Here is a 21,201-nt window from a genome sequence, read left to right on the forward strand (position 1 = left end):
GGCGGGACGGCGACCGCGGGCGGCGGCACCGCGGGAGGCACCGCGGCGGGCGGCCTGACCACGGGTACGGCCGCGGCCAAGGGCGGCGGTGTGCTGACCGCCGTGGCCGGGTCCAAGGCGGCGACCGCGGGTGTGGGCGTCCTCCTCGCCGGGGGCCTGATCGGTGGCGGCTACCTGGTCTACGACCGGGTCGCCGACGACCCGGCCGAGGCGGTGCTCGCCGCAGCGCAGGTCCTGGAGGAGGGGGAGGGCTTCACCGCCCGGGTGGAGCGCACTCCCATCGGCGGGAGCGTGCCGGTCGTCGAGGAGTACGCCTACTCCGCGGCCGACGGGAGTTTCCTCATCAGCGGTACCGCCATGGGCGAGGGGACCACCGCCGTGGCCGTCCACCGCGGCGGACTGTACGTGTACGCCCCGCGGGAACAGGAGCTCGTCGGCGCGGCCTGGCAGGACTCCGCCGCTCCCATCGCGGTCGACGCGAGCGTGACCGCCGACTCCGTCTCCGCCGCTCTGGTGACCGCCCCGCTGCGGGCCCTGGCCGCATCCGGGCGGGTCGACCGGGCGGACGGCGTGTACTCGGGGACGACCGTGCTCGGGGTCCTGGACGGGGGCGTCCTCACCGAGGAGGAGGCGTCCGCCCGGGTGGAGGTCGGCGGCGGCGGAGCCCCGGTGCGGGCCGATTACACCACCGACGACTGGGAGGTGCGCGTCGACTTCACCGCCGTCGGCGGGCCGGTCGAGGTGCGGGACCCGCAGGTCACGTCCGCCGGCGACGGGTTCGGGTGGGCGGCGGTCCACGCGCCCGTGTGCGGGACCGTGTCCATGGCGGGCCGGGAATGGGACGTCCAGGCCAGCGGCTGGGAGATCGACTGCGACTACGCGATGGAGGTGTCGCAGATGATGAACGACTCCGAGTTCTACGGCCAGAACGCGGACCCGGCGCGCACCGAGGCGCTGGGCGGCTACAGCGGGACCGGCGGTACCACCTGGATGATCGACGACCGGATGTCCTGCGCCCTCTTCCGCCGCGACATCGGGGGGACCCCCGACGGGCGCACCTTCTACCTCTCCCCCTGCCAGCCGGCCGCCGTCATCGCCGAGTCCACCGAGGACTTCTCCTTCTCCGAGGTGGAGTTCGAGCCCAGGACCCTGATCGACTATCACGAGCGCCCTTGAAAAGGGTCCGGGGCCCGCCGCGCGGTGGCGGCGGACCCCGGACACAGGCCGGGCCCGTGTCCCCCAACACGGGCCCGGCGGGCGCGGCCAGAAGCACTGAGTGCGGTCCGGCCGCTGGGAAGGCGAACGCGGCGATGAATTCGTGTCGGAAACCCCCATTACCGACACGACGCGCACGTTCGCGCATGGTCTGTGATGTGTGGTGCGACGCCCTCGGGACCTGGGCAGTGAGTGGCGGGATCGGGGTCTGCGGGGCTTGGAGGTCCGGGGTTCGGGGCGCTTCACCTGTGAGAACGCTTCGTACAGCTACGGTGTTCCCCGTGGTTCCGAGGATTTTCACCCCGTGCGGTAAAAACCGGGTGCGGACCCGGCCACGGAATCCCTAAGCTGCCGGTCGCGCGGGGTACGAAATCCCCGCACAGGCGACGAGGGGGATGATCGGTGTGGCCGGGGCCATGACGCTGTGGCGTCCGACGGGACCGGAGGAGCTGGCCCTGGTGCGGGCGTCGGGGTGGCGGGAGTGGCCGCCGCGCCTGCCGGACCAGCCGATCTTCTACCCGGTCCTCAACGAGGACTACGCCGCGCGCATCGCCCGCGAGTGGAACCTGCCCCGGTCTGGGGCGGGGTACGTGACCCGGTTCGACGTGGACGCGGACTTCGCCGCCCGCTACCCGGTGCAACAGGCGGGCGGGCGCACGATCCTGGAGCTGTGGGTGCCGGCCGAGGAGCTGGCGGAGTTCAACGCCCACCTGGTGGGGCCGATCCGCCTGGTGCTGTCGTTCCTGCCCGAACACCCCGAGGGCCTGCGCCACGACGAGGGCGGGGTCGCGCACTAGCCGGTCCCCGGACCGCGGACGGTAACCGGTGTCCTCCGCCACCCCCGCCTTCTCCCGGCCTGGCCGCGGAGCCGAGCGGGGACCGGTGACGGGGCCGGGGGAGATTCTGCTGATTTCGGCGTCATGGTCCGCCCGCACCGCCGTTGGAGCAGATGAGGGCCCGTCCCGGGGCGGGCCGCCGACCGCCCGAAGGCATGAGGACATAAGGAGAACGGTGGCCATGACCACGCAGAACGGTACGCGAACCGCCATGACGCCCGGCCCGCAGGCCCCCGCACCCGGTGCGGAGACGGACGAGAGCCGCTATCTGCGGGGGCTGCCCGCCCCGTCCGTCCTGGACCGCGGGCGGCGCAGACTCGCCCTCGCGAGCCTGCGCCGCCCGGCCGCGGCCTCCGCCGGGCTCGCACGCGGGTGACGGGCCCGACCCCCACCGGGGGTCCGGGAAGGCGCCGAACCGCTCCGGCGGCCGGGCCGCGTCGGTGTGGCGGCCGGAGCGTCCGCGCCCGTGTCACCGAAGCCGGCGGCCCGCCCGCCGGCGTGGGTCGGCGCCGGGATCGACACGTGCCCGTACCTGACCGGTCCGGGCCGCCGACCGGTTCCAGGGCGCACGGAACGGCGGCGCGGCGCTCCGGTGGGGGCGCCGTCCGCACGGCCGTATCGACACCGTCGATACGGCCGCCGGTGTGTGCGCGGTCAGGCCTCGCCGAGGCGGGGTCTGGGGGCCAGGTCGGGGTCCAGGCTGCTCAGCGCGGTGACGACGTCGGCCAGTGCGTCGGCCAGGACCACCGGCTGACGGGGGCCGTCGGGGCGCGCGGCGTCGGCGCGCTCGTGGTCGTCGGGTCGGTGGTGGGGGAGCCGCCGGGGATCGAGGGTGACGGACATGTGGTTTCGGGCGCGGTGTCGAGGGGGCGCCCTTCTCCTTCCGGTGTGTTCGACGTCCTCGTGTCCGGCCGTCCATGACTCCGGGTGACCGGGATGGTGTCGGCTTTACCAGGGATAGCAGGTTCGGATGACATTCTGCGGATACGGAGCGTGCCTGTGGATGAACAGAGTCCGGCCCAGGGGGAGCCTCCGGGAATAGCGGGAGGGCGGCCGCCGTTCGAGCATGATAGTTTCTCGGGAAACTACTTCTTGGAAAGCCAATTCAGGAGCGGGCCATGCAGTTCGGAATCTTCTCGGTCGGCGACGTGACCACCGACCCCACCACCGGACGGACACCGACCGAGCACGAGCGCATCAAGGCCATGATCGAGATCGCGCTCAAGGCCGAAGAGGTCGGACTGGACGTCTTCGCGACCGGCGAGCACCACAACCCGCCGTTCGTGCCGTCCTCGCCGACCACCATGCTCGGTTACATCGCCGCCAGGACGGACCGGATCGTCCTGTCCACCGCGACCACCCTCATCACCACCAACGACCCGGTGAAGATCGCCGAGGACTACGCCTTCCTCCAGCACATCGCCGACGGCCGGGTGGACCTGATGATGGGCCGCGGCAACACCGGCCCGGTCTACCCCTGGTTCGGCTACGACATCCGCGAGGGCATCCCCATGGCCCTGGAGCACTACAACCTGCTGCACCGCCTCTGGCGCGAGGACGTCGTGAACTGGGAGGGAAAGTTCCGCACACCGTTGCAGGGCTTCACCGCCACCCCGCGCCCGCTCGACGGCGTCCCGCCGTTCGTGTGGCACGGCTCCATCCGCAGCCCGGAGATCGCCGAGCAGGCCGCCTACTACGGCGACGGCTTCTTCCACAACAACATCTTCTGGCCGGCCACCCACACCAAGAAGCTCATCGCGCTGTACCGCCGCCGCTACGAGCACTACGGCCACGGCAAGGCCGACCAGGCGATCGTCGGCCTGGGCGGGCAGGTGTTCATGCGCAAGAACTCCCAGGACGCGGTCAGGGAGTTCCGGCCCTACTTCGACCACGCGCCCGTCTACGGCGGCGGCCCCTCCCTGGAGGAGTTCACCCGCGAGACGCCGCTGACCGTCGGCAGCCCGCAGCAGGTCATCGACCGCACCCTGACCTTCCGCGAGATGTTCGGCGACTACCAGCGCCAGCTCTTCCTCATGGACCACGCGGGCCTGCCGCTCAAGACCGTCCTGGAGCAGCTGGACCTGCTGGGCGAGGAGGTCGTGCCGGTGCTGCGCAAGGAGTTCGCCGCCAACCGTCCCGCACACGTCCCCGACGCGCCCACCCACGCCTCGATGCTCGCCGCGAAGCGGGCCGGGGACCACAACGAGGAGAACACGGAGGTCCGGGAATGACCGTCCGCCGCATCGTCACCGTCTCGGCGGGGCTGAGCACCCCGTCGTCCTCCCGGCTGCTCGCCGACCGGCTCACCGCCGCCACCGAGCGGGCCCTGGGGGACCGGGGGATCCGGGCGCAGGTGCGCACGGTGGAACTGCGCGAACTCGCCCACGACGTCATGAACGCCATGGTCACCCAGGTGCCCACCGGCGAACTGCCGGGCGTGCTGTCCGACGTGGCCGAGGCCGACGGGATCATCGCGGTGACCCCGGTGTTCAACGCCTCCTACAGCGGACTGTTCAAGTCGTTCTTCGACGTGGTGGAACAGGGCGCGCTGGACTCGGTCCCGGTGCTCGTCGGCGCCACCGGCGGCAGCCCGCGCCACTCGCTGGTCCTGGAGCACGCCCTACGGCCGATGTTCTCCTACGCCCGCGCACTGGTCGTCCCGACCGGTGTCTACGCGGCCTCGGAGGACTGGGGATCGGGCGAGGAGGGCGCCCGCGAGCTCAACGAGCGCATCGAGCGGGCGGGCCGCCAACTCGCCCTGCTGGCCGCCGACCACGAGCAGCGCGCGGAGGACCCCTACGACGAGCCGGTCGCCTTCGCCGACCTGATGTCCGGCCTGGGCACCTGACCCGCCCACCCGCACGGCCCCGGACCGGGAACCCCGGCCGGGGCCGTCCCGCGCCCGAACCCGCTACCCTGCCCCCGTGTCCTTGACCCCTTCCCACCTCTGCTACCTGCGTGAGGCCGTTGAGACCGCTTCCTGGGACACCGAGCGCCGACTCGCGTGGGTGCGGCGCACCGGATTCGCCGTCGACGAGATCGCCCTCCGGATCGACGACTTCCACGGCTACGCCGCGACGCGGACGGACGTCTTCCCGGAGGGGGTGCGCCGGAACCTGTCCGCCCTGGTCGCGGTCTTCAACGCCATGGCCGGGGACGAGTGGGCGCCCGCCGCCGTACACGCCTCGGCCCGCTGGGAGACCGCCCGCGTCCTGGCGGCGGCCGTCGCCGAGGAACCGGGCGACGGGCCGTGGCTCCTGCCCGACGAGGCCTGGAACCGACCCCCGGAAGCCACCCTTCCGGTCGGCGCTCCGGTCCGGGGTGCCGGGGCGTCCCCTGCGGACCGTCCCTCCGGCCGCGAGGATCCCGCATCGCGCCGACACGGGACGGGCCCGCCCGGCGCCGGTGATATTCGAGCCCCGGTTCAGCCGTAGAAGCCGGCAGTGCCCACCTCCGCCAGCGGGATCAGGTCCGGGTCCCGCGGCCCCCGGCCGTCCGGCGCCCGCAGTGCGATCGCCAGCCGCGGGTCCTCGTCGATGCACCGCACCAGCCGGTAGCACACCGCCAGCAGGTGCGCCCGCCTCACCTCGGAGCCCGGGGCCAGCTCCGCCGGGTCTGGGGCGATCCCCACCCCCGCCGCGGCCAGCGCCGCGGCCGCCTCGTCGGACGGATCGCCCGGGTCGTGTCCCGCCAGCGCCCGGTCGGCCAGTGCTCGCTCCCGGGCGTCCCACGCCGGGACCGCCAGCGCGACCGCGTGCTCGCGTCCCCGCTCGGTGACCGTCGCCCGAACCCGGCTCCCGTCGACCACCGGGTCGCCCACGCCCCGGCGGGCCAGCGACCGCGCCCGCACCAGGTCGCGGTCCACCCCCGTCACAGTGACCGGCTCGATCCGCCGCAGCCACGCCCGGCCGAACGCCGTCACCCCGAACTCGCGCGTCATCGCCGCCCTCCCGGCCGCAGCACCTCGTACAACTCCGCATCGGGCAGTGTCAGCAGCTCGGCCTCCCCGCCCCGGGTGAGCGCCCCCGCCAGCCCGCGCTTGTGCCCGTGCACGGCGGCGATCCGGTCCTCCAGGGTGCCCGCAGCGCGCAGTGCGTACACGGTCACCGGCCGGTCCTGGCCGATGCGGTGCACCCGGTCCGACGCCTGGTCCTCCACCGCGGGGTTCCACCACCGGTCGTAGTGGACCACCGTCGTCGCCCGGGTCAGGGTGATCCCGAACCCGGCCGCCCGCAGCGACAGCACCAACACCCCCGACCCCTTCCCCTCCTGGTAGTCCCGCACGATCCGGTCCCGAGCCCCCGAGGTCAGCCCCCCGTGCAGGAACGGCGCTCCGATCCCGAGCGCGTCGGCCAGGTGGGACACGATGAGCCGCCCCATGGCGGTGTACCGGGTGAAGACCAGGCAGCCCGTCCCGGCGGCCACGGCCTCTCCGAGCATGTCGGTGAGCCGGTCGAGTTTGCCCGACCGCCCGGCCAGCGGCCCCTGTGAGCCCGCCTGGACGGGGTGGTTGCAGATCTGCCCCAGCCGCGTCAGCAGCGCCAGCACGTTTCCGCGGCGCGTCGCACCGGACCCGAACCCGCGACCGAACGCCTCGTCGAGGGCGTGTCCGTACATGCACTGCTGCTCCTCGGTCAGCGGGCACGGCAGGTCGACGTGCTCGCGGGCGGGAAGCTCGGCGGCGACCTCCGCCTTGGTGCGGCGCAGCACCAGGTCGCGGGTGCGCGCGGCCAGGCGGGCGGCGGCCGCGGCCGAACCGCGCCGGGAGATCGGCGCCACGAACCGGTCGTGGAAGGCCCGCCGGGTCCCCAGCCGCCCCGGTGCCACGACCTCGGCCAGCGCCCACAGGTCGGACAGCCCGTTCTCCACCGGGGTGCCGGTCATCGCGACCCGGTGGTCGGCGCGCAGCCGCCGTGCGGCCCGGTGGGCCAGGGTGCGCGGGTTCTTGATCTGCTGGGCCTCGTCCAGCACCGCCACACCCCAGTCGCGGTCGTACCGGTCGGAGTCCAGCCGCAGCCGCGTGTAGGAGACGACCGTGAGCGTGCCGGGCCCGGGCGGGCCGTCGGTGACGGCCAGGTCCGGGGCGTACCGGGCGGCCTCGCGCTCCCAGTTCGCGGTCACCGAGGTCGGGCACACCACCAGGTGCGGCCGGTCGGGGTACAGCAGCATCAGCGCCAGCGCCTGCACCGTCTTGCCCAGGCCCATGTCGTCGGCCAGGATCGCGCCGGGGCGGGCGCGCAGCCACCGCACCCCCGCCAGCTGGTAGCCGCGCAGCCGTCCGTCGAAGCCCGCCAGCTCCTCCAGGACGCGGCGGTCGCGGTCCAGCAGGCGCAGGGTGGCGAGGGCCGAGCGGATGTGGCCGCCGTCGGCGGTCACCGCGCAGTGCGCGGCCGGGGGCAGCGGTCCGGGTGCGCGGACGCCGCGGGTCCAGGCGGCCAGCGCGCCGCTGTCGCCGGGGGAGGGGGCCCGACCGGCGAGCCACTCCCAACCGGTGTCCACGGCCACCTCCACACCGTCGACCTCGCGGGCGGCGGTCCGGTCGCCGTCGGGCACGGCCAGCGTCGCGGTCGCCGCGGCGCCGGGCAGCGGCGACCGGACGGGGGATCCGTCGGGCCGCCAGAAGAACCAGCAGGCGTGATCGGGCAGATAGGTCAACTGGAGGCCAGCGCTCACACGTCCTCCTCGGCCAGGGCGTGCACGGCCCGCAGGCTCTCCTCGAAGAACCGGGCGATCGCCCGGCCCTCCTCCTCGGAGAACCCGTCCAGCACCCCCCGGGTGGCCCGGTCGAGCCGGGCGTAGTGGGCGGTCATCCGTTCCCGGACGCCGGGGGCGGCGGCCACCAGGACCCGGCGGCGGTCGGCGTCGTCGCGCAGCCGGTGCACGTGCCCGTCGGCGGCGAGCCGGTCGACCATCCGGGTGATCGCCCCGGTGGTCAGTCGCAGGCGCCGTGCCAGCTCCCCGGCGGGCAGTGGGCCGTCCACCACGATCTCGTGCAGGCAGGCCAGGTCGGACTCCCCGATGCCGGCACGGGCGGCGACGGCGGCGTTGATCGCGTCGACGGCGCTCATCCAGGGCGGCAGCAGGCGGGTGATGCGGTCGGCGGTGTCGTCGTTCACCCGATCCAGAGTACCTGTATTGCTCATTATCTGCACGAGTCAGTGGTTTTTCGCAGCGGGCCTCCGGGGCATCGCATCCGAACGGTGTTCGGTAAGGTGGCGCGCATGGATTCCGTGCGCATCTACAGCGAGGTCCAGGAGCGACTGATCGCCCTGGCCGGCGGTCTCGACGCCGCCGCCCTGGACACCACCGTCCCCGCCTGCCCCGACTGGACCGTCCACCAGACCTATGCCCACCTGGCCGGACTGTGCGCCGACGTGGTCGCCGGAACCGTCACCCCGCCCGCCTCCGACGAGGTCACCGCCCGCCAGGTCGCGGAGCGGGCCGGCCGGGGCATCGCGCAGGTCTGCGACGAGTGGCGCGCGGGCACCCCCGCCCTGCTGGACCTGCTGGGGACCGAGACCCGGCTGCGCTACCGCCTGCCGGTGGTGGACGTGTGGACCCACGAGAACGACATCCGCGGCGCCCTGGGCCTGGACCCCGTCACCGAGCACGCCGACACCCTGCTCGACTTCGCCCTCACCGGCCTGGGCCGCGCCTGGCCCGAGCAGGCGCCCGGGCCGACCGTCACCGCCGTCGACGCCGACCGCTCCTGGACCCTGGGCGCGGACGGCGGACCGCACTGGCGGGGCACGGCCTTCGAGCTCTACCGCGCCCTCATGGGGCGGCGCACCCCCGGCCAGATCGCCGCCATGGACTGGACCGGCGACCCCGCGCCGATCCTGCCCGCCCTGTCCCTCATGCCCGCGACCCGCGAGCCCCTCGCCGTCTGATCCGTGCGGTGGGCCGGGCGGCCGAGCCCACCCCGGTCGCCTGCGGCGACACGGTTCCCGCGTGTCCCGGGGCGACCGGGGGCGGTACCCGGTCCCCCGAAGTGTCGGTTTCCCGACCATTGCGCGGTGGCGTCGCCGGTGTTAACTTCTCCCCATCGGTCATGGGAGCGCTCCCGTAGGGGGTGCTCCGCGTCCGACGGGTGCGGCCCGGGCCGCACCCGGGCGGTGGTGTCGATGCCGGACCCCTCCGGTGCCGCCCGCTCATCCGCCGGACCCTTCCGTGTGAGATGACAACGTTGTCTCACGGTGTCGTGTCCCCTTTCCTCTGGATTTTCGGGAAGGCTTGCCACAAGAAGACAACGTTGTCCTTCGTCTCTGAGGAGAAACCCCCCATGGTCCAACGTCTGTCCGTGGCCCTCGTGGCCCTGATCGGGATCGCCGCCCTCGCCTTCGCGTGGGCCGTTCCCGCCGCGCCCCCCGGGGTGCACCTCACCGCCTCCGGCGAGGCCGACACCGGCTTCCGGATCGAGAACGGCCGCCTCGTCGACGCGGCCGGCAACGACTTCGTGATGCGGGGCGTCAACCACGCCCACACCTGGTACCCGCAGGAGACCGGCTCCCTCGCCGACATCAAGGACCTCGGCGCCAACACCGTCCGCGTCGTGCTCAGCAGCGGCGACCGGTGGACGGAGAACGGCACCGCCGACGTGTCCGCCGTGGTCGCCGAGTGCAAGGCCCGGCGGCTCATCTGCGTCCTGGAGGTGCACGACACCACCGGTTACGGGGAACAGGCCGGAGCGGCCACCCTCGACCAGGCCGTCGACTACTGGCTGCGCGTCCAGGACGCCCTGCACGGCGAGGAGGACCACGTCCTCGTCAACATCGGCAACGAGCCCTACGGCAACGACCAGGCGACCGTGGCGGACTGGGCGTCCGACACCTCGGCGGCGATCGCCAGGCTGAGGGACGCCGGTTTCCACCACACCCTGGTCGCGGACGCCCCCAACTGGGGCCAGGACTGGTCGCACACCATGCGCGACGACGCCGCGTCGGTCTTCGCCGCCGACCCGGAGGCCAACACGCTCTTCTCGATCCACATGTACGGCGTCTACGCCCAGGAGTCCACGGTGGTCTCCTACCTGGAGCACTTCGTCGACGCCGGGCTGCCGCTGATCGTCGGCGAGTTCGGCCACGACCACAGCGACGGGAACCCCGACGAGGACGCCATCCTGTCCCACACCCGCCGGCTCGGGCTGGGCTACCTCGGCTGGTCGTGGAGCGGCAACGGCGGGGGCGTGGAGTACCTCGACCTGGTGGAGGACTTCGACGCCGACCGGCTCACCCCCTGGGGCGAGCGGCTCTTCAACGGGCCCGACGGCATCGCCGAGACCTCCGTGGAGGCGCCCGTCTACGGTGACGGGGAGCCCACCGAGGAACCGACCGAGGAACCCACCGAGGAGCCGACCCAGGAGCCCGGCGGGGGCTGCGAGGCCGAGTACGTCATCGTCCAGGAATGGTCGGGCGGCTTCCGGGCCGACGTGACCGTCACCGCCACCGAGGACCTGACCGGGTGGACGGTGCGCTGGACCCACGCCCCCGGGCAGCACGTCGTCCACGCGTGGAACGCCGAGGTGACCGCCGACGGCGCGGACGTCACCGCCGCGCACCTCTCCTACAACGGCACGCTCGCCTCCGGGCAGTCGACCACGTTCGGCTTCACCGGCTCCAGCGAGGGGAGCCCGCAGGCCCCGGCCCTGACCTGCGAATCCTGACGTCCGTTCCGTCCCCGGGCGCGCCGACCACCGGGTCCGCGCCCGGGGACCCCGGCGAACGGACGGCTCAGGGGGTGTAGGGGACGCGGTCGACCGCGCGCACCTCGCCCAGGGTGGACCACTCGTTGCGGCCCAGGCGCGCCAGCGGCCGCAGCCGCTCCACCTCGGGCAGGCCGTCCGCGCCCAGCGCGTCGGCGTCCACCGCCACATGCACCACCCGGCCGAACACCACCGTGGAGGTGCCGAACCCCACCGTCGAGTGCAGCGCGCACTCCAGCGCCACCGGGGAGGCCGCGACCCGGGGCGGGCGCACCGCCGCGCTCGCCTCGCGCTCGATCCCCAGCGCCTCGAACTCGTCCACCTCGGGCGGGTACGCGGTCCCGGAGGCGTTGACCTCCTTCCACAGCGGCTCGGACGCCAGGTTCACGACGAACTCGCCGGTGGCCTCCGCGTTGCGCAGGGAGTCCTTGCGTCCGACGGAGGTGAACTGCACGATCGCCGGATCGGCGCAGGCGATGCTGAAGAAGGAGTGCGGGGCGAGGTTGTCCACGCCGTCGGCGGAGGTGGTGGAGACCCAGGCGATCGGCCGCGGCACCACCACCGCGGTCATCATCCGGTAGAAGGCCCGGCCGGGCAGGTCGTGAGGAGTCCATTCGGTGCGCATCACCACCGATTATCCACAGGGAGCCGCGGGCCTGTGAGGGCGGCCGGGGCGGGGGCATACCCCGGACATGGAACTGGTCTCAGCAGACGACATCCGCGCCGCGGCCGCCCGTCTCCAGGGCTCGGTCGTGCGCACCCCCCTGACCGCCGGACCGCCCCAGGGCCCGCCGTTCCTCGTCAAACCCGAGAGCCTACAGCCCACCGGCGCCTTCAAACTGCGCGGCGCCACCAACGCCGTCGCCCTGCTCACCCCCGCCCAGCGCGCCCGCGGAGTCATCACCCACTCCTCCGGCAACCACGGCCAGGCCCTGGCCTACGCCGCCGCCCGGATGGGCGTTCCCTGCACGGTGGTCGTCCCCGACGACGCACCCAAGGTCAAGGTGGACCGGATGCGGGACCGCGGCGCCCGGGTGGTCCTCGTCCCACCGGAGCGGCGCGCCGAGGTCGCCGAGGAGATGTCGCGTGCCGAGCTGTCGGCCCTGATCCCGCCGTTCGACGCCCCGGCCGTCATCGCCGGCCAGGGCACGGTGGGCCTGGAGATCCTGGAGCAGTCACCGGAGGTGACCACGATCGTCGTCCCGGTCGGCGGGGGCGGGCTGGCCTCGGGGGTGGCCACGGCGGCCCGGACCGTCCACCCGCGCCGGATACGGGTCGTCGGAGTCGAGCCAGAGCTGGCCGCCGACGCCGCCGAGAGCCTGGAACGGGGCCGCCGGATCTTCTGGGAGCCCGAGCGCACCCACCGCACCATGGCCGACGGGGTGCGGGTGTGCCTGTCCGACCTCACCTTCGAGCACCTGCGCCGCCGGCTGGACGCGATCGTCACCGTCACCGAGGACGAGATCGCCCGGGCGGTCGCGCACCTGGCCCTGGGGGCGCGGGTGGTGGCCGAACCCAGCGGGGCGCTGGCCGCGGCGGCGATCCTGGCCGGGCGGGTGCCCGCGGAGCCGGGCAGGCCGGAGGCCACGGTCGCGGTGGTCTCCGGCGGCAACGTCGACCCGGACCTGTTCTCCCGGATCATCGCCGAGCACCGCTGAGCCGACAGGAGAGGGGGCAGAGGTCGACGCGCCCGGGAGGTCCCGGCATACCGCTCCGCCCCGACGCCGCCGCAGCGGAGGGGGCCGCAGCGGCGCACGGGTCGGCCCGGGGTGTGCGGTGGGGGCCGGACGGCGGCGGGCCGCACCGACCCCGGTTGCGTCCTCGGGGGCCCGGTACGCCCGGTCCCCCGGCGAGGCCGGTCAGGCGACGGTGCCGGGGCGCTCCCGGTCGGCGGCCTCGCGGCGGGCCCGCGCCTCGCGGTCCTCGCGGCGGCGCAGCGCCATGTCGCTGAGGGCGGCCGTGCCGAAGGCCAGGACCATCCCGGTGATCAGCAGCAGGGTCCACAGGGCGGTGCCGAAGGAGTCGGGGTCGGTCAACGGAACCTCCAGGGGGTGCGGAACGCCGACTCCACAACCGTAATAGGTGTTAACTTTCGAACCCAGTGTTCGTGGGAGTGAACTGCGCCATAGGGAACGGGGCCCGGGGCCACCGGCCCCGGGCCCCGCACACGAGGGCAGAGAAAGAGAGGAGGGCGCTAGAGGATGGACCCCGGTGTGTACGCCGCCGCCTCCGGGTGCAGCGTCACGATCGCGTCGATCCGCCCCACCACCGCGCCGACCTGGTCGGCCGCCGCTCCCGTGAACGTGATCCGGTCCGCGAGCAGCGCGTCCAGCGCCGTCCGGTCCAGCGGGAACCGCTCGTCCCCGCCCAGCCGCTCCAGCAGCCGGTTGCCCACACCGTCCTGGCGCATCGCCAGCGCCGAGCCCACGGCGTGCTCCTTGATCAGCTCGTGCGCCGTCTCCCGGCCCACGCCCTCGCGCACCGCGGCCATCAGCATCTTGGTGGTCGCCAGGAACGGCAGGTACCGGTCCAGTTCCGCCGAGATCACCGCGGGGAAGGCGCCGAACTCGTCCAGCACCGTCAGCATCGTCTCGACTAGGCCGTCGAAGGCGAAGAACGCGTCCGGCAGCGCCACCCGGCGCACCACCGAGCACGACACGTCGCCCTCGTTCCACTGGTCGCCGGCCAGCTCGCCGGCCATGGACGCGTACCCGCGCAGGATCACCGCCAGCCCGTTGACCCGCTCGCAGGAGCGCGTGTTCATCTTGTGCGGCATCGCGGAGGAGCCCACCTGGCCCTCGGCGAAGCCCTCGGTGACCAGCTCGTGCCCGGCCATCAGCCGGATCGTCTTGGCCAGCGACGACGGGCCCGACGCCAGCTGCACCAGCGCCGTCAGCACCTCGAAGTCCAGCGACCGCGGGTACACCTGGCCCACGCTGGTGAACCGGTGGGTGAACCCCAGGTGGGCGGCCACCTCGTCCTCCAGCTGCGCCAGGGCCGCCCGGTCACCGCCCAGCAGGTCCAGCATGTCCTGGGCGGTGCCCACCGGGCCCTTGATGCCGCGCAGCGGGTAGCGGGTGATCAGCTCCTCCAGCCGACCGAACGCCACCAGCACCTCGTCGGCGATCGACGCGAACCGCTTGCCCAGCGTGGTGGCCTGCGCCGCCACGTTGTGCGACCGGCCGGCCATCACCGTCGTCTCGTGCTCGGCGGCCAGGCGGCCCAGCCGCGCCAGCAGCGCCACCGTGCGGTCGCGCACCAGCAGCAGACTGTCGCGGACCTGCAACTGCTCGACGTTCTCAGTGAGGTCGCGCGAGGTCATGCCCTTGTGCACGTGCTCGTGCCCGGCCAGGGCGTTGAACTCCTCGATCCGCGCCTTGACGTCGTGGCGGGTGACCCGCTCACGGGCTGCGATGGACTCCAGGTCCACCTGCTCCAGGACCTTCTCGTAGTCGGCCACCACGCCGTCGGGGACGTCCACGCCCAGACGCGCCTGCGCCCGCAGGACGGCCAGCCACAGCCGCCGCTCGGCGACCACCTTGTACTCCGGGGACCACAGCCGGGTCAGCTCCGCCGAGGCGTACCGGGCGGCCAGGACATCGGGGATAACGGGTTTCGCGCTCACGTTCGTTCACCCTACCGTCCTGAGCAGGCACGCCCGCGCTCAGGCGCCCCTCCCGCCCGGTGCCGTGAGGGTGGGGAGGTCGTGGACGAGGTCGTCGCGTCAGGCGTCCTTCCCGCCCGGTGCCGTGAGGGTGGGGGAGGCCCTACCCCGGACCCGGTGGCCGGGCGGATTCCCCGGGACGACCCGGCCTCCTACCGTGGAGACATGACCACAGGCACCGTACGGCAGCGCACCCCGGGCGCATCCGCCGACCTCCTCCGGGCGATGGCCCGACCGGGCTTCCTCGTCTCCCGCTGGTCGCTGAGGGCGATCGCCTACACGGCCACCACGGTGGTGATCGGCCTCATCACCATGATGGTCGCCACCCCGCTGTACATGCCCTGGACCGCAGTGGCCATCGCCCTGCTCGAACCACCCATCGGTACCGTCGGCGACCCGTCCCAGCTGGTGCTCGTCCTGCTGGTCGGCCTGATCCTGATCGTGTGCTTCGGCCCGCTGCTCTCCCTGCCGCTGGCCGCCGTGGAACGCCGACGGCTGCGCCTGGTCTCGCCCCGCCCCGCCGAGAGCGGCCACCGCGTCCCCCCGCCCGGGCTGTGGGGGTGGATCAGGGTCCGCTACACCGAGGCCGCCACCTGGCGCGAGGTCGTCTACCTGTTCCTGCTCCTGCCCCTCACCTTCCTGATCATCGTGGTGATGGGAACCCTGGTGAGTTTCACCCTCGTCCTGCTGATGGGGCCGTTCCTGGTCGAGGACGTCCCAGGCGCCCAGATCAGCCTGGGCCCCCTCGCCGCCACCACCACCGAGGAGGCGCTGCCCCTGACCCTGCTCTCCCCGGTCACCCTCCTGGCCGCCGTGTACCTGTGCGGCGTCACCTCCTACGGGCACGGCTCCCTGGCCCGCGCCCTGCTGGTCGGCCCGCCCAAGGAGGAGCTGCGCGCCGAGCTCACCGAGGTCACCCACTCCCGGGCCCGCCTCGTCGACGCCTTCGAGTACGAGCGCCGCCGCATCGAACGCGACCTGCACGACGGGGCCCAGCAGCGCCTGGTGGCCCTGAACATGGACCTGGGCATGGCCCGGCTGGACGTCGACGAGAACTCGGAGGCCGACCGCCGCCTGGCCGCCGCCCAGCGCAAGGCCGACGAGCTCATCACCGAACTGCGTGAACTCGTCCGCGGTATCCACCCGCGCGTCCTGACCGACCGCGGCCTGCCCGCCGCCCTGGCCGAACTCGCCGACCATTCGCCCGTCCCGGTCACCGTCCAGGCGGACCTTCCCCGCAGGCCCCCCTCCCATGTGGAGGGCACCGCCTACTTCGTGGTCGCCGAGGCGCTCACCAACGTCTACAAGCACACCGAGGCCAACGCCGCCACCGTGCACGCCTTCCTGGCGCCCGGTGCCCACGGCGACACCCTGGTGGTGGAGGTCACCGACTACGGGCCCGGCGGCGCCGACCCGGTGCGGGGCAGCGGCCTGACCGGGATGCGCGACCGCGTCGCGGTCATGGGCGGCACAATGGACCTGTCCAGCCCCCAGGGGGGTCCGACCCGTATCCGAGTGGAGCTGCCGTGCACGATCGACCGGACGGACCCGAGGTGACGCCCGTCCCCACCGTGCTCGCGGAGGACGGCGTGCTGCTGCGGGAGGGTCTGGTGGGCGTCCTGGAACGCTTCGGGTTCCCGGTGGTGGCCGCCGTCGGCGACGGCGACGCCCTGATCGAGGCCGTGGACGAGCACCGGCCCGGCCTGGTCGTCACCGACATCCGCATGCCCCCGGACTTCACCGACGAGGGGCTGCGCGCCGCCGTCGAGCTGCGCCGCCGCAACGCCGACCTGGCGGTGGTGGCGCTCAGCCAGTACGTCGAGCTCAGCTACGCCTCCGACCTGCTCGACTCCGGGCAGGGCCACGGCGTGGGCTACCTGCTCAAGCAGCGGGTGGGCGACGTGCGCGAGTTCGCGTCGGTGCTGCGCCGGGTGGTGGAGGGCGCCACGTTCGTCGACCCCGAGGTGGTCCGCCAGCTGTTGCGCCGCCGCTCCGACCCGCTGGAGCGCCTCACCCCGCGCGAGCACGAGGTCCTGGCGCTGATGGCCGAGGGGCACTCCAACGGCGCGATCGCCCGCCGGCTGACGGTCAGCGACGCCGCCGTCGGCAAGCACGTGGGCAACATCCTCGCCAAGCTCGACCTGCCGCCCGACGAGGACGTGCACCGCCGCGTCCAGGCCGTCCTGGCCTACCTGCGCGGCAACTGACCGGTCCCCGGTCGGCGGCCGACCCGCACGGCAGGCGCACGGCCCCGGCGGTCCACCGCCGGGGCCCTACGCCTGCCCGGATCGGTCGTTGCCGGTCCAGTCGATCGCCACGACGGTCTCGTCGCCGACCACCCAGGCGTCGTGCCCGGGCGGGACGAACGCGATCCGGCCGGCGGTCACGTCCTTCTCGGTGCCGTCCGCCATCTGCAACCTCAGGGTGCCGGACAGGACCATGGCGCTGTGGGTGAGCATGCACAGTTCCGTGCCGGCCTCCTCGCGCCGGTGCTCCGACCAGCGCCACCCCGGCTCCAGGGTGAGCCTGGTGACGTTGTGGCCGGCCAGCCGCGCGATCTCCGCGTGCCCGTGGTCGAACGACTGCTGCATGTCGGCGGCGTCGAAGTCGACCACCTCGATCTGCTCGTGCGCCTCCTCGTCCCACGCCTGCACGGTGGCCTGGTGGGCGATGGCGCCGTCGCTCAGGTCCAGCATGGTGCTGCTCATGACCATGGCGCCGTCGGGGTAGACGCACCGCTCGGTGTAGGCGACGTGGTCGCCGTCCACGGCGACCTGGAGCACCTCGTGCGTCATGTCCCGCTCACACAGCTCACGCACGACCGGGGCGATGGCCTCCTTGCCGTGCAGCACCGCGGGGGAGCCCGGCGGGGTGCGCTTGTCGAACATCTCCATTTCGGCGTCGTCCTTGAACATCGCGATCAGGGTGTCGGCGTCCGTTGCCTCGACGGCACGGCGGTACGTCTCGGCATCGAAGCGAACCTGGTTCTGCGCGGACATGTCCCACTCCACATTCGAACGAAGGGAAAGGCGGGGACGTACTGCCGAGGGTCGGGCCCGAGAACGTCCCACTAACCACAGGTTGCGCCCTGACCGGACCGTTCGTACGCCAAGAATCAGTGCTTTCTCGACAATGGGTCCGGGGCGGGCCCCAGCGGCCGGGGCGCCGGAGGGCGCCGCGGGGGCCGACGTATCGTGGGGTCGTACGAGCAGAGTCCCGGGCCCCGGCCCAGGTGCGAAACCCCCCGCGCAGCCCTGGAGGAGAGCCGATGAGACCGACCGTCGCCGCGCCCGAGAGCGTCACCTGGGAGGTCCACCTGGACCGCGCCATGTGGGTGGCGGGTGTGCGCGCCCTCATGTTGCAGGCCCTGCACCCGGTGGCGATGCAGGGCGTGTGGCAGCGGTCGGACTTTCGCAGCGACCCCACCGGGCGGCTGCTGCGCACCGCCCACTTCGTCGCCGTCACCACCTACGGCTCCCCGGAGGAGGCGGACCGGCTGGGCGGGCACATCCGCCGGGTACACCGGGCGCTGTCGTTCACCGACCCCGCCACCGGCCGCCGCCACCGCGTCGACGAGCACGACCTGCTGGTGTGGGTGCACTGCGCCGAGGTGACGTCCTACCTGGAGACCGCGGTGCGCGCCGGGGTGCCCCTCACCCCCGCCGAACTCGACCGCTACTTCGACGAGCAGTCGGTCACCGCCACCTACGTGGGCCTGTCCCGGGACGACGTGCCGCGCTCGGTCGCGGACATGCGCCGCTACCTGGCCGAGGTCCGGCCCGCGCTGCGCGTCACCCCCGAGGCCCGGCAGGCGGTCCGGTTCCTGCTGTGGCCCTCGGTGCCCGAGCACCTGTCCGCGCTGGCCCCGCTGCGGCCCCTGTGGTTCCCGGTCGGCGCCCTGTCCTACGCCACCCTGCCCGCCTGGGCGCGCCGCGAGTACGGGGTCCTGCCCGAGCTCCCGGGCCGGGAGGCCGCCGCCACCGCGGCCCTGCGCGCACTGCGCGCCGGACTCAACCGGGTCCCCGAGCGCTACTACAACCTCATCTTCGACGAGGCGACCCTGCGCAGCGCGGAGGAGGCCCGCGAGCGGCTGCTGGCGGCCGGGTACCGGGTGGAGAACGGGTTCCGCGCGCTGCGCTCGCGCACCCGCTTCCGCGCCCCCGACACCACCGCCGTCCCCGTCCCGCGGGTCCCCGCCGAGTCCTGAGCCGACACGCGGCCCATCCCCGTGCGGTCCACCCCCGCGCGGCCTACCCCCGCGCGGCCTGCCCTCGTGCGGGCTGCGCCTGCTCCGGCGACTCCCGTGCGGTCCACCCCCGTGCGGGCTGCGCCCGCTCCGGCGACTCCCGCGCGGGCTGCGCCCGCTCCGGCGACCCCCGCCGAGCACCGGACCGGCGAGAGCCGTCCCTGAAGACCACCCTCCGGCGGGGGTGACGTTCGCCGCGTGGCGGGGTGGTCCGGGCGCCGGTAGCATTCCCGGCGGGCGTCCGCGGACGCCCTTTCGTACGGGGGAGGGGACCATGGCGCGGGCTCAGGACGGGACGGCGGTCGGACGCGTCGGGGCCGGGGGAGTGCGCATGCTCACCGTCCGCCACGACGACCCCCGGGTGCGTGGACTGCTCGACGGCCTGCTGGAGGAGTACACCGAACGCTACGGCGCAGAGGGCGCCGCGAGCGAGCTGTCCCGCTACCCGATCTCGGAGTTCGCCGCACCCCACGGCCGGGTCGTCCTCGCCGAACTGGACGGCGAGATCGTCGCCGGGGGAGCGCTGCGCCCCTATCACCAGGGCACCGGCGAGCGCCCCGACACCGCCGAGTTCAAACGCATCTGGACCTCCGCCCGGCACCGGCGGCGCGGCCTGGGCCGCCGGGTCATGACCGCCCTGGAGGACGCCGCCCGCGCCCTGGGCTACCGCGACGTCATCCTGTTCACCGGCCCCAACCAGCCCGAGGCGGTCACCCTGTACGAGCGCATCGGCTACCGGCGGGTGGACCCCGCCGCCGTCGCCGACCTGCCCTACCCCAAGGCCATCCCTTTCGTGCACACGCTCTGACCACGCCGGTCCTGTTCCGACACCCGTCCCCACCTGCGCCGATCTCGGTCACGAGGGCATAACGGGGCGTGTTCGGGCGTTATGGGGTTCGCTATGTCCGCGCGGCGTCCGCGGCGTCGCGCGCCGCCGTACGATGGGCGCCGGGGCCGCCCCGCAGCGGCCGTCCGGAACAACGCACGACGAGGAGAGTCACAACGTGAGCGAGCAGCAGCGCCCCGGAGCCGACACGAGCACCTTCGTGTTCACGCCACGCAAGAACGGCCAGGCGCAGTCGGTCTCCGACGAGCTCGCCGCATGGATGACCACCGGGTGGGCCGACACCGAGCGCCGCGACCTGGAGCCCATCGAACAGGCCGAGCACACCGCCCGCCGCCGCGCCGCGCTCAGCGCCGCCTTCCCCGGCGAGCGGATCGTCGTCCCCGCCGGACAGCTGCTCACCCGCTCCAACGACACCGAGTACCCCTTCCGGGCCGCCAGCGACTACGCCTACCTCACCGGCGACACCTCCGACGGCGGCTGCCTGGTCCTCACCCCGCGCGCCGACGGCGGCCACGACGGCGTCCTCTACCTCAAGCCGCGCTCCGACCGTGAGAACGGCGAGTTCTGGCTCGGCGGCTACGGCGAGCTGTGGACCGGCCGCCGCAACAGCCTCTCCGAGGCCGCCGACCTGTTCGGCGTACCCACCGCCGACGTCACCACCCTCTCCGACGTCCTGGCGGCCACCGACACCGCCGTGCGCATCGTCCGCGGCCACGACGCCGGGCTCGACGCCGTCATCGACGGGGTGCGCGGCGACGCCGACGAGGAGGCCCGCGCCAAGTCCGCCTCCCTGGACGAGGAGCTCGCCGTCACCCTGGCCGACCACCGCCTGGTCAAGGACGAGTGGGAGATCGCCCAGTTGCAGCTGGCCGTCGACGCCACCGTCCGCGGCTTCGAGGACGTGGCCCGGACCCTGCCGCAGGCCAAGGACACCTCCGAGCGGTTCATCGAGGGCACGTTCTTCCTGCGCGCCCGGGTGGAGGGCAACGACGTCGGCTACGGCACCATCGCCGCCTCCGGCGCCAACGCCACCACCCTGCACTGGACCCGCAACGACGGCCCCGTCCGCGACGGCGACCTGCTGCTGCTCGACGCCGGTGTGGAGACCACCACCCTGTACACCGCCGACGTCACCCGTACCATGCCGGTCTCGGGCACCTTCACCGACATCCAGCGCAAGGTGTACGACCTGGTGTACGCCGCCCAGGAGGCCGGTATCGCGGCCGTCGCCCCCGGCGCCCCGTTCATCGCCTTCCACCAGGCCGCCCAGCGGGTGCTCGCCGAGGGCCTGATCGAGTGGGGCCTGCTCCAGGGCCCGGTGGACCGCGTCCTGGAGCTGGGGCTCCAGCGCCGCTACACCCTGCACGGCACCGGCCACATGCTCGGCCTGGACGTGCACGACTGCGCGGTCTCCCGCCAGGAGGTCCACCTGTACGGGGACCTGAAGCCCGGCATGGTCCTCACCGTCGAGCCCGGCCTGTACTTCCAGGCCGACGACCTGACCGCCCCCGAGGAACTGCGCGGCATCGGCGTGCGCATCGAGGACGACGTCCTGGTCACCGAGGACGGGCGCGCCGTCCTGTCGGCGGGCCTGCCGCGCTCCTCCGCCGAGGTCGAGGCCTGGCTGGCCGAGCGCCTGCCGCGTTCCTGACCAACGGCGCCCCCGGGCCGCCCGTGCCGTCCCTCGGCACG

21 protein-coding genes and 1 pseudogene are annotated in these 21,201 nt (G+C 73.6%); 14 read left to right on the forward strand and 8 right to left on the reverse strand.

Annotation, left to right across the window (positions count from 1 at the left end; translation table 11 throughout):
* The 3 genes and pseudogenes from QJS33_RS25030 to QJS33_RS25040 form a co-directional block, all read left to right on the forward strand.
* Positions 1 to 1,176, forward strand: a pseudogene (locus QJS33_RS25030) (serine/threonine protein kinase); the annotation flags it as partial.
* A 434-nt stretch (positions 1,177 to 1,610) separates the two neighbouring features.
* On the forward strand, positions 1,611 to 2,012 hold the full coding sequence (locus tag QJS33_RS25035) for an ADP-ribosylation/crystallin J1 (protein ID WP_372339713.1): 402 nt from the start codon (positions 1,611 to 1,613) through the stop codon (positions 2,010 to 2,012).
* Between the two features lie 220 nt (positions 2,013 to 2,232).
* Positions 2,233 to 2,427 carry a hypothetical protein gene (locus QJS33_RS25040; RefSeq protein WP_306370523.1) on the forward strand — a complete coding sequence of 65 codons (195 nt, stop codon included), beginning with the start codon at positions 2,233 to 2,235 and terminating at the stop codon, positions 2,425 to 2,427.
* Positions 2,428 to 2,705: 278 nt separating this feature from the next.
* Here QJS33_RS25040 and QJS33_RS25045 read toward each other — a convergent pair whose 3' ends face one another.
* Positions 2,706 to 2,894 (reverse strand): hypothetical protein, encoded by a 189-nt coding sequence (locus QJS33_RS25045; RefSeq protein WP_306370524.1) that lies wholly within the window; start codon positions 2,892 to 2,894, stop codon positions 2,706 to 2,708.
* A 275-nt stretch (positions 2,895 to 3,169) separates the two neighbouring features.
* On the opposite strand from QJS33_RS25045, the gene QJS33_RS25050 reads away from it, so the two are divergent.
* The 3 genes from QJS33_RS25050 to QJS33_RS25060 all read left to right on the forward strand — a co-directional run bounded on the left by QJS33_RS25050 (position 3,170) and on the right by QJS33_RS25060 (position 5,485).
* On the forward strand, positions 3,170 to 4,282 hold the full coding sequence (locus QJS33_RS25050; protein WP_306370525.1) for an LLM class flavin-dependent oxidoreductase: 1,113 nt from the start codon (positions 3,170 to 3,172) through the stop codon (positions 4,280 to 4,282).
* The gene (locus QJS33_RS25055; RefSeq protein WP_306370526.1) at positions 4,279 to 4,899 is read left to right on the forward strand and encodes an FMN reductase; all 621 of its coding nucleotides are present in this window, start codon (positions 4,279 to 4,281) and stop codon (positions 4,897 to 4,899) included. Before QJS33_RS25050 ends, QJS33_RS25055 begins: the two co-directional genes overlap by 4 nt.
* A gap of 76 nt (positions 4,900 to 4,975) precedes the next feature.
* The gene (locus tag QJS33_RS25060) at positions 4,976 to 5,485 is read left to right on the forward strand and encodes a hypothetical protein (protein ID WP_306370527.1); all 510 of its coding nucleotides are present in this window, start codon (positions 4,976 to 4,978) and stop codon (positions 5,483 to 5,485) included.
* On the opposite strand, the gene QJS33_RS25065 is transcribed toward QJS33_RS25060, so the two are convergent.
* Genes QJS33_RS25065 through QJS33_RS25075 form a run of 3 tightly spaced genes read right to left on the reverse strand, consistent with a single transcriptional unit; the run spans position 5,476 to position 8,167 of the window.
* Positions 5,476 to 5,991 (reverse strand): hypothetical protein, encoded by a 516-nt coding sequence (locus QJS33_RS25065; RefSeq protein WP_306370528.1) that lies wholly within the window; start codon positions 5,989 to 5,991, stop codon positions 5,476 to 5,478. The two genes, QJS33_RS25060 and QJS33_RS25065, sit on opposite strands and share 10 nt — an antisense overlap.
* Entirely contained in the window at positions 5,988 to 7,724 is a 1,737-nt protein-coding gene (locus tag QJS33_RS25070) for a DEAD/DEAH box helicase (protein WP_306370529.1), read from the reverse strand. The genes QJS33_RS25065 and QJS33_RS25070 overlap by 4 nt, the downstream gene beginning before the upstream one ends.
* A complete protein-coding gene (locus QJS33_RS25075) occupies positions 7,721 to 8,167 on the reverse strand; it encodes a MarR family winged helix-turn-helix transcriptional regulator (RefSeq protein ID WP_306370530.1) in 447 nt (148 codons plus the stop codon). The genes QJS33_RS25070 and QJS33_RS25075 overlap by 4 nt, the downstream gene beginning before the upstream one ends.
* A 105-nt stretch (positions 8,168 to 8,272) precedes the next feature.
* Between QJS33_RS25075 and QJS33_RS25080 the strand changes: the two genes are divergently transcribed.
* Together QJS33_RS25080 and QJS33_RS25085 are read left to right on the forward strand one after the other, a co-directional pair.
* Positions 8,273 to 8,941, forward strand: a complete 669-nt coding sequence (locus QJS33_RS25080) for a maleylpyruvate isomerase family mycothiol-dependent enzyme (RefSeq protein WP_306370531.1) — start codon at positions 8,273 to 8,275, stop codon at positions 8,939 to 8,941.
* Positions 8,942 to 9,333: 392 nt separating this feature from the next.
* On the forward strand, positions 9,334 to 10,713 hold the full coding sequence (locus QJS33_RS25085) for a cellulase family glycosylhydrolase (RefSeq protein WP_306370532.1): 1,380 nt from the start codon (positions 9,334 to 9,336) through the stop codon (positions 10,711 to 10,713).
* Between the two features lie 67 nt (positions 10,714 to 10,780).
* Here the strand turns inward: QJS33_RS25085 and QJS33_RS25090 are convergent, their stop codons facing one another.
* Positions 10,781 to 11,377, reverse strand: a complete 597-nt coding sequence (locus QJS33_RS25090) for a flavin reductase family protein (RefSeq protein ID WP_306370533.1) — start codon at positions 11,375 to 11,377, stop codon at positions 10,781 to 10,783.
* 67 nt (positions 11,378 to 11,444) lie between these two features.
* On the opposite strand from QJS33_RS25090, the gene QJS33_RS25095 reads away from it, so the two are divergent.
* Positions 11,445 to 12,410 (forward strand): threonine/serine dehydratase, encoded by a 966-nt coding sequence (locus QJS33_RS25095; protein WP_306370534.1) that lies wholly within the window; start codon positions 11,445 to 11,447, stop codon positions 12,408 to 12,410.
* Between the two features lie 201 nt (positions 12,411 to 12,611).
* Here the strand turns inward: QJS33_RS25095 and QJS33_RS25100 are convergent, their stop codons facing one another.
* Positions 12,612 to 12,788 (reverse strand): hypothetical protein, encoded by a 177-nt coding sequence (locus tag QJS33_RS25100; RefSeq protein WP_306370535.1) that lies wholly within the window; start codon positions 12,786 to 12,788, stop codon positions 12,612 to 12,614.
* 158 nt (positions 12,789 to 12,946) lie between these two features.
* Entirely contained in the window at positions 12,947 to 14,377 is a 1,431-nt protein-coding gene (gene purB, locus QJS33_RS25105) for an adenylosuccinate lyase (protein WP_306370536.1), read from the reverse strand.
* A gap of 204 nt (positions 14,378 to 14,581) precedes the next feature.
* On the opposite strand from purB, the gene QJS33_RS25110 reads away from it, so the two are divergent.
* Together QJS33_RS25110 and QJS33_RS25115 are read left to right on the forward strand one after the other, a co-directional pair.
* Positions 14,582 to 15,973: a sensor histidine kinase gene (locus tag QJS33_RS25110; protein ID WP_306370537.1), complete on the forward strand. Its 1,392-nt coding sequence runs from the start codon at positions 14,582 to 14,584 to the stop codon at positions 15,971 to 15,973.
* A complete protein-coding gene (locus QJS33_RS25115) occupies positions 15,943 to 16,623 on the forward strand; it encodes a response regulator transcription factor (RefSeq protein WP_306370538.1) in 681 nt (226 codons plus the stop codon). Before QJS33_RS25110 ends, QJS33_RS25115 begins: the two co-directional genes overlap by 31 nt.
* A 66-nt stretch (positions 16,624 to 16,689) precedes the next feature.
* Here QJS33_RS25115 and QJS33_RS25120 read toward each other — a convergent pair whose 3' ends face one another.
* The gene (locus QJS33_RS25120; protein WP_306370539.1) at positions 16,690 to 17,415 is read right to left on the reverse strand and encodes a nuclear transport factor 2 family protein; all 726 of its coding nucleotides are present in this window, start codon (positions 17,413 to 17,415) and stop codon (positions 16,690 to 16,692) included.
* Positions 17,416 to 17,684: 269 nt separating this feature from the next.
* On the opposite strand from QJS33_RS25120, the gene QJS33_RS25125 reads away from it, so the two are divergent.
* From QJS33_RS25125 to QJS33_RS25135, 3 genes are all read left to right on the forward strand, one after another.
* Positions 17,685 to 18,623 carry an oxygenase MpaB family protein gene (locus tag QJS33_RS25125; RefSeq protein WP_306370540.1) on the forward strand — a complete coding sequence of 313 codons (939 nt, stop codon included), beginning with the start codon at positions 17,685 to 17,687 and terminating at the stop codon, positions 18,621 to 18,623.
* Between the two features lie 313 nt (positions 18,624 to 18,936).
* Positions 18,937 to 19,470: a GNAT family N-acetyltransferase gene (locus QJS33_RS25130; protein ID WP_306370541.1), complete on the forward strand. Its 534-nt coding sequence runs from the start codon at positions 18,937 to 18,939 to the stop codon at positions 19,468 to 19,470.
* Positions 19,471 to 19,666: 196 nt separating this feature from the next.
* Complete coding sequence (locus tag QJS33_RS25135; protein WP_306370542.1) at positions 19,667 to 21,160, forward strand: aminopeptidase P family protein; 1,494 nt, start codon at positions 19,667 to 19,669, stop codon at positions 21,158 to 21,160.
* The last annotated feature ends 41 nt before the right edge of the window (positions 21,161 to 21,201 follow it).

Origin of the sequence: Nocardiopsis sp. CC223A (genome assembly GCF_030766825.1) — a bacterium.
In the GTDB taxonomy this organism is placed as follows: Bacteria; Actinomycetota; Actinomycetes; order Streptosporangiales; family Streptosporangiaceae; genus Nocardiopsis.

Coding starts and splice junctions, on each gene's coding strand:
- QJS33_RS25035 (WP_372339713.1), top strand. CDS start 1,611: ATGATCGGTGTGGCCGGGGCCATGACGCTGTGGCGTCCGACGGGACCG.
- QJS33_RS25040 (WP_306370523.1), top strand. CDS start 2,233: ATGACCACGCAGAACGGTACGCGAACCGCCATGACGCCCGGCCCGCAG.
- QJS33_RS25045 (WP_306370524.1), bottom strand. CDS start 2,894: ATGTCCGTCACCCTCGATCCCCGGCGGCTCCCCCACCACCGACCCGAC.
- QJS33_RS25050 (WP_306370525.1), top strand. CDS start 3,170: ATGCAGTTCGGAATCTTCTCGGTCGGCGACGTGACCACCGACCCCACC.
- QJS33_RS25055 (WP_306370526.1), top strand. CDS start 4,279: ATGACCGTCCGCCGCATCGTCACCGTCTCGGCGGGGCTGAGCACCCCG.
- QJS33_RS25065 (WP_306370528.1), bottom strand. CDS start 5,991: ATGACGCGCGAGTTCGGGGTGACGGCGTTCGGCCGGGCGTGGCTGCGG.
- QJS33_RS25080 (WP_306370531.1), top strand. CDS start 8,273: ATGGATTCCGTGCGCATCTACAGCGAGGTCCAGGAGCGACTGATCGCC.
- QJS33_RS25085 (WP_306370532.1), top strand. CDS start 9,334: ATGGTCCAACGTCTGTCCGTGGCCCTCGTGGCCCTGATCGGGATCGCC.
- QJS33_RS25090 (WP_306370533.1), bottom strand. CDS start 11,377: ATGCGCACCGAATGGACTCCTCACGACCTGCCCGGCCGGGCCTTCTAC.
- QJS33_RS25095 (WP_306370534.1), top strand. CDS start 11,445: ATGGAACTGGTCTCAGCAGACGACATCCGCGCCGCGGCCGCCCGTCTC.
- QJS33_RS25110 (WP_306370537.1), top strand. CDS start 14,582: ATGACCACAGGCACCGTACGGCAGCGCACCCCGGGCGCATCCGCCGAC.
- QJS33_RS25120 (WP_306370539.1), bottom strand. CDS start 17,415: ATGTCCGCGCAGAACCAGGTTCGCTTCGATGCCGAGACGTACCGCCGT.
- QJS33_RS25125 (WP_306370540.1), top strand. CDS start 17,685: ATGAGACCGACCGTCGCCGCGCCCGAGAGCGTCACCTGGGAGGTCCAC.
- QJS33_RS25130 (WP_306370541.1), top strand. CDS start 18,937: ATGGCGCGGGCTCAGGACGGGACGGCGGTCGGACGCGTCGGGGCCGGG.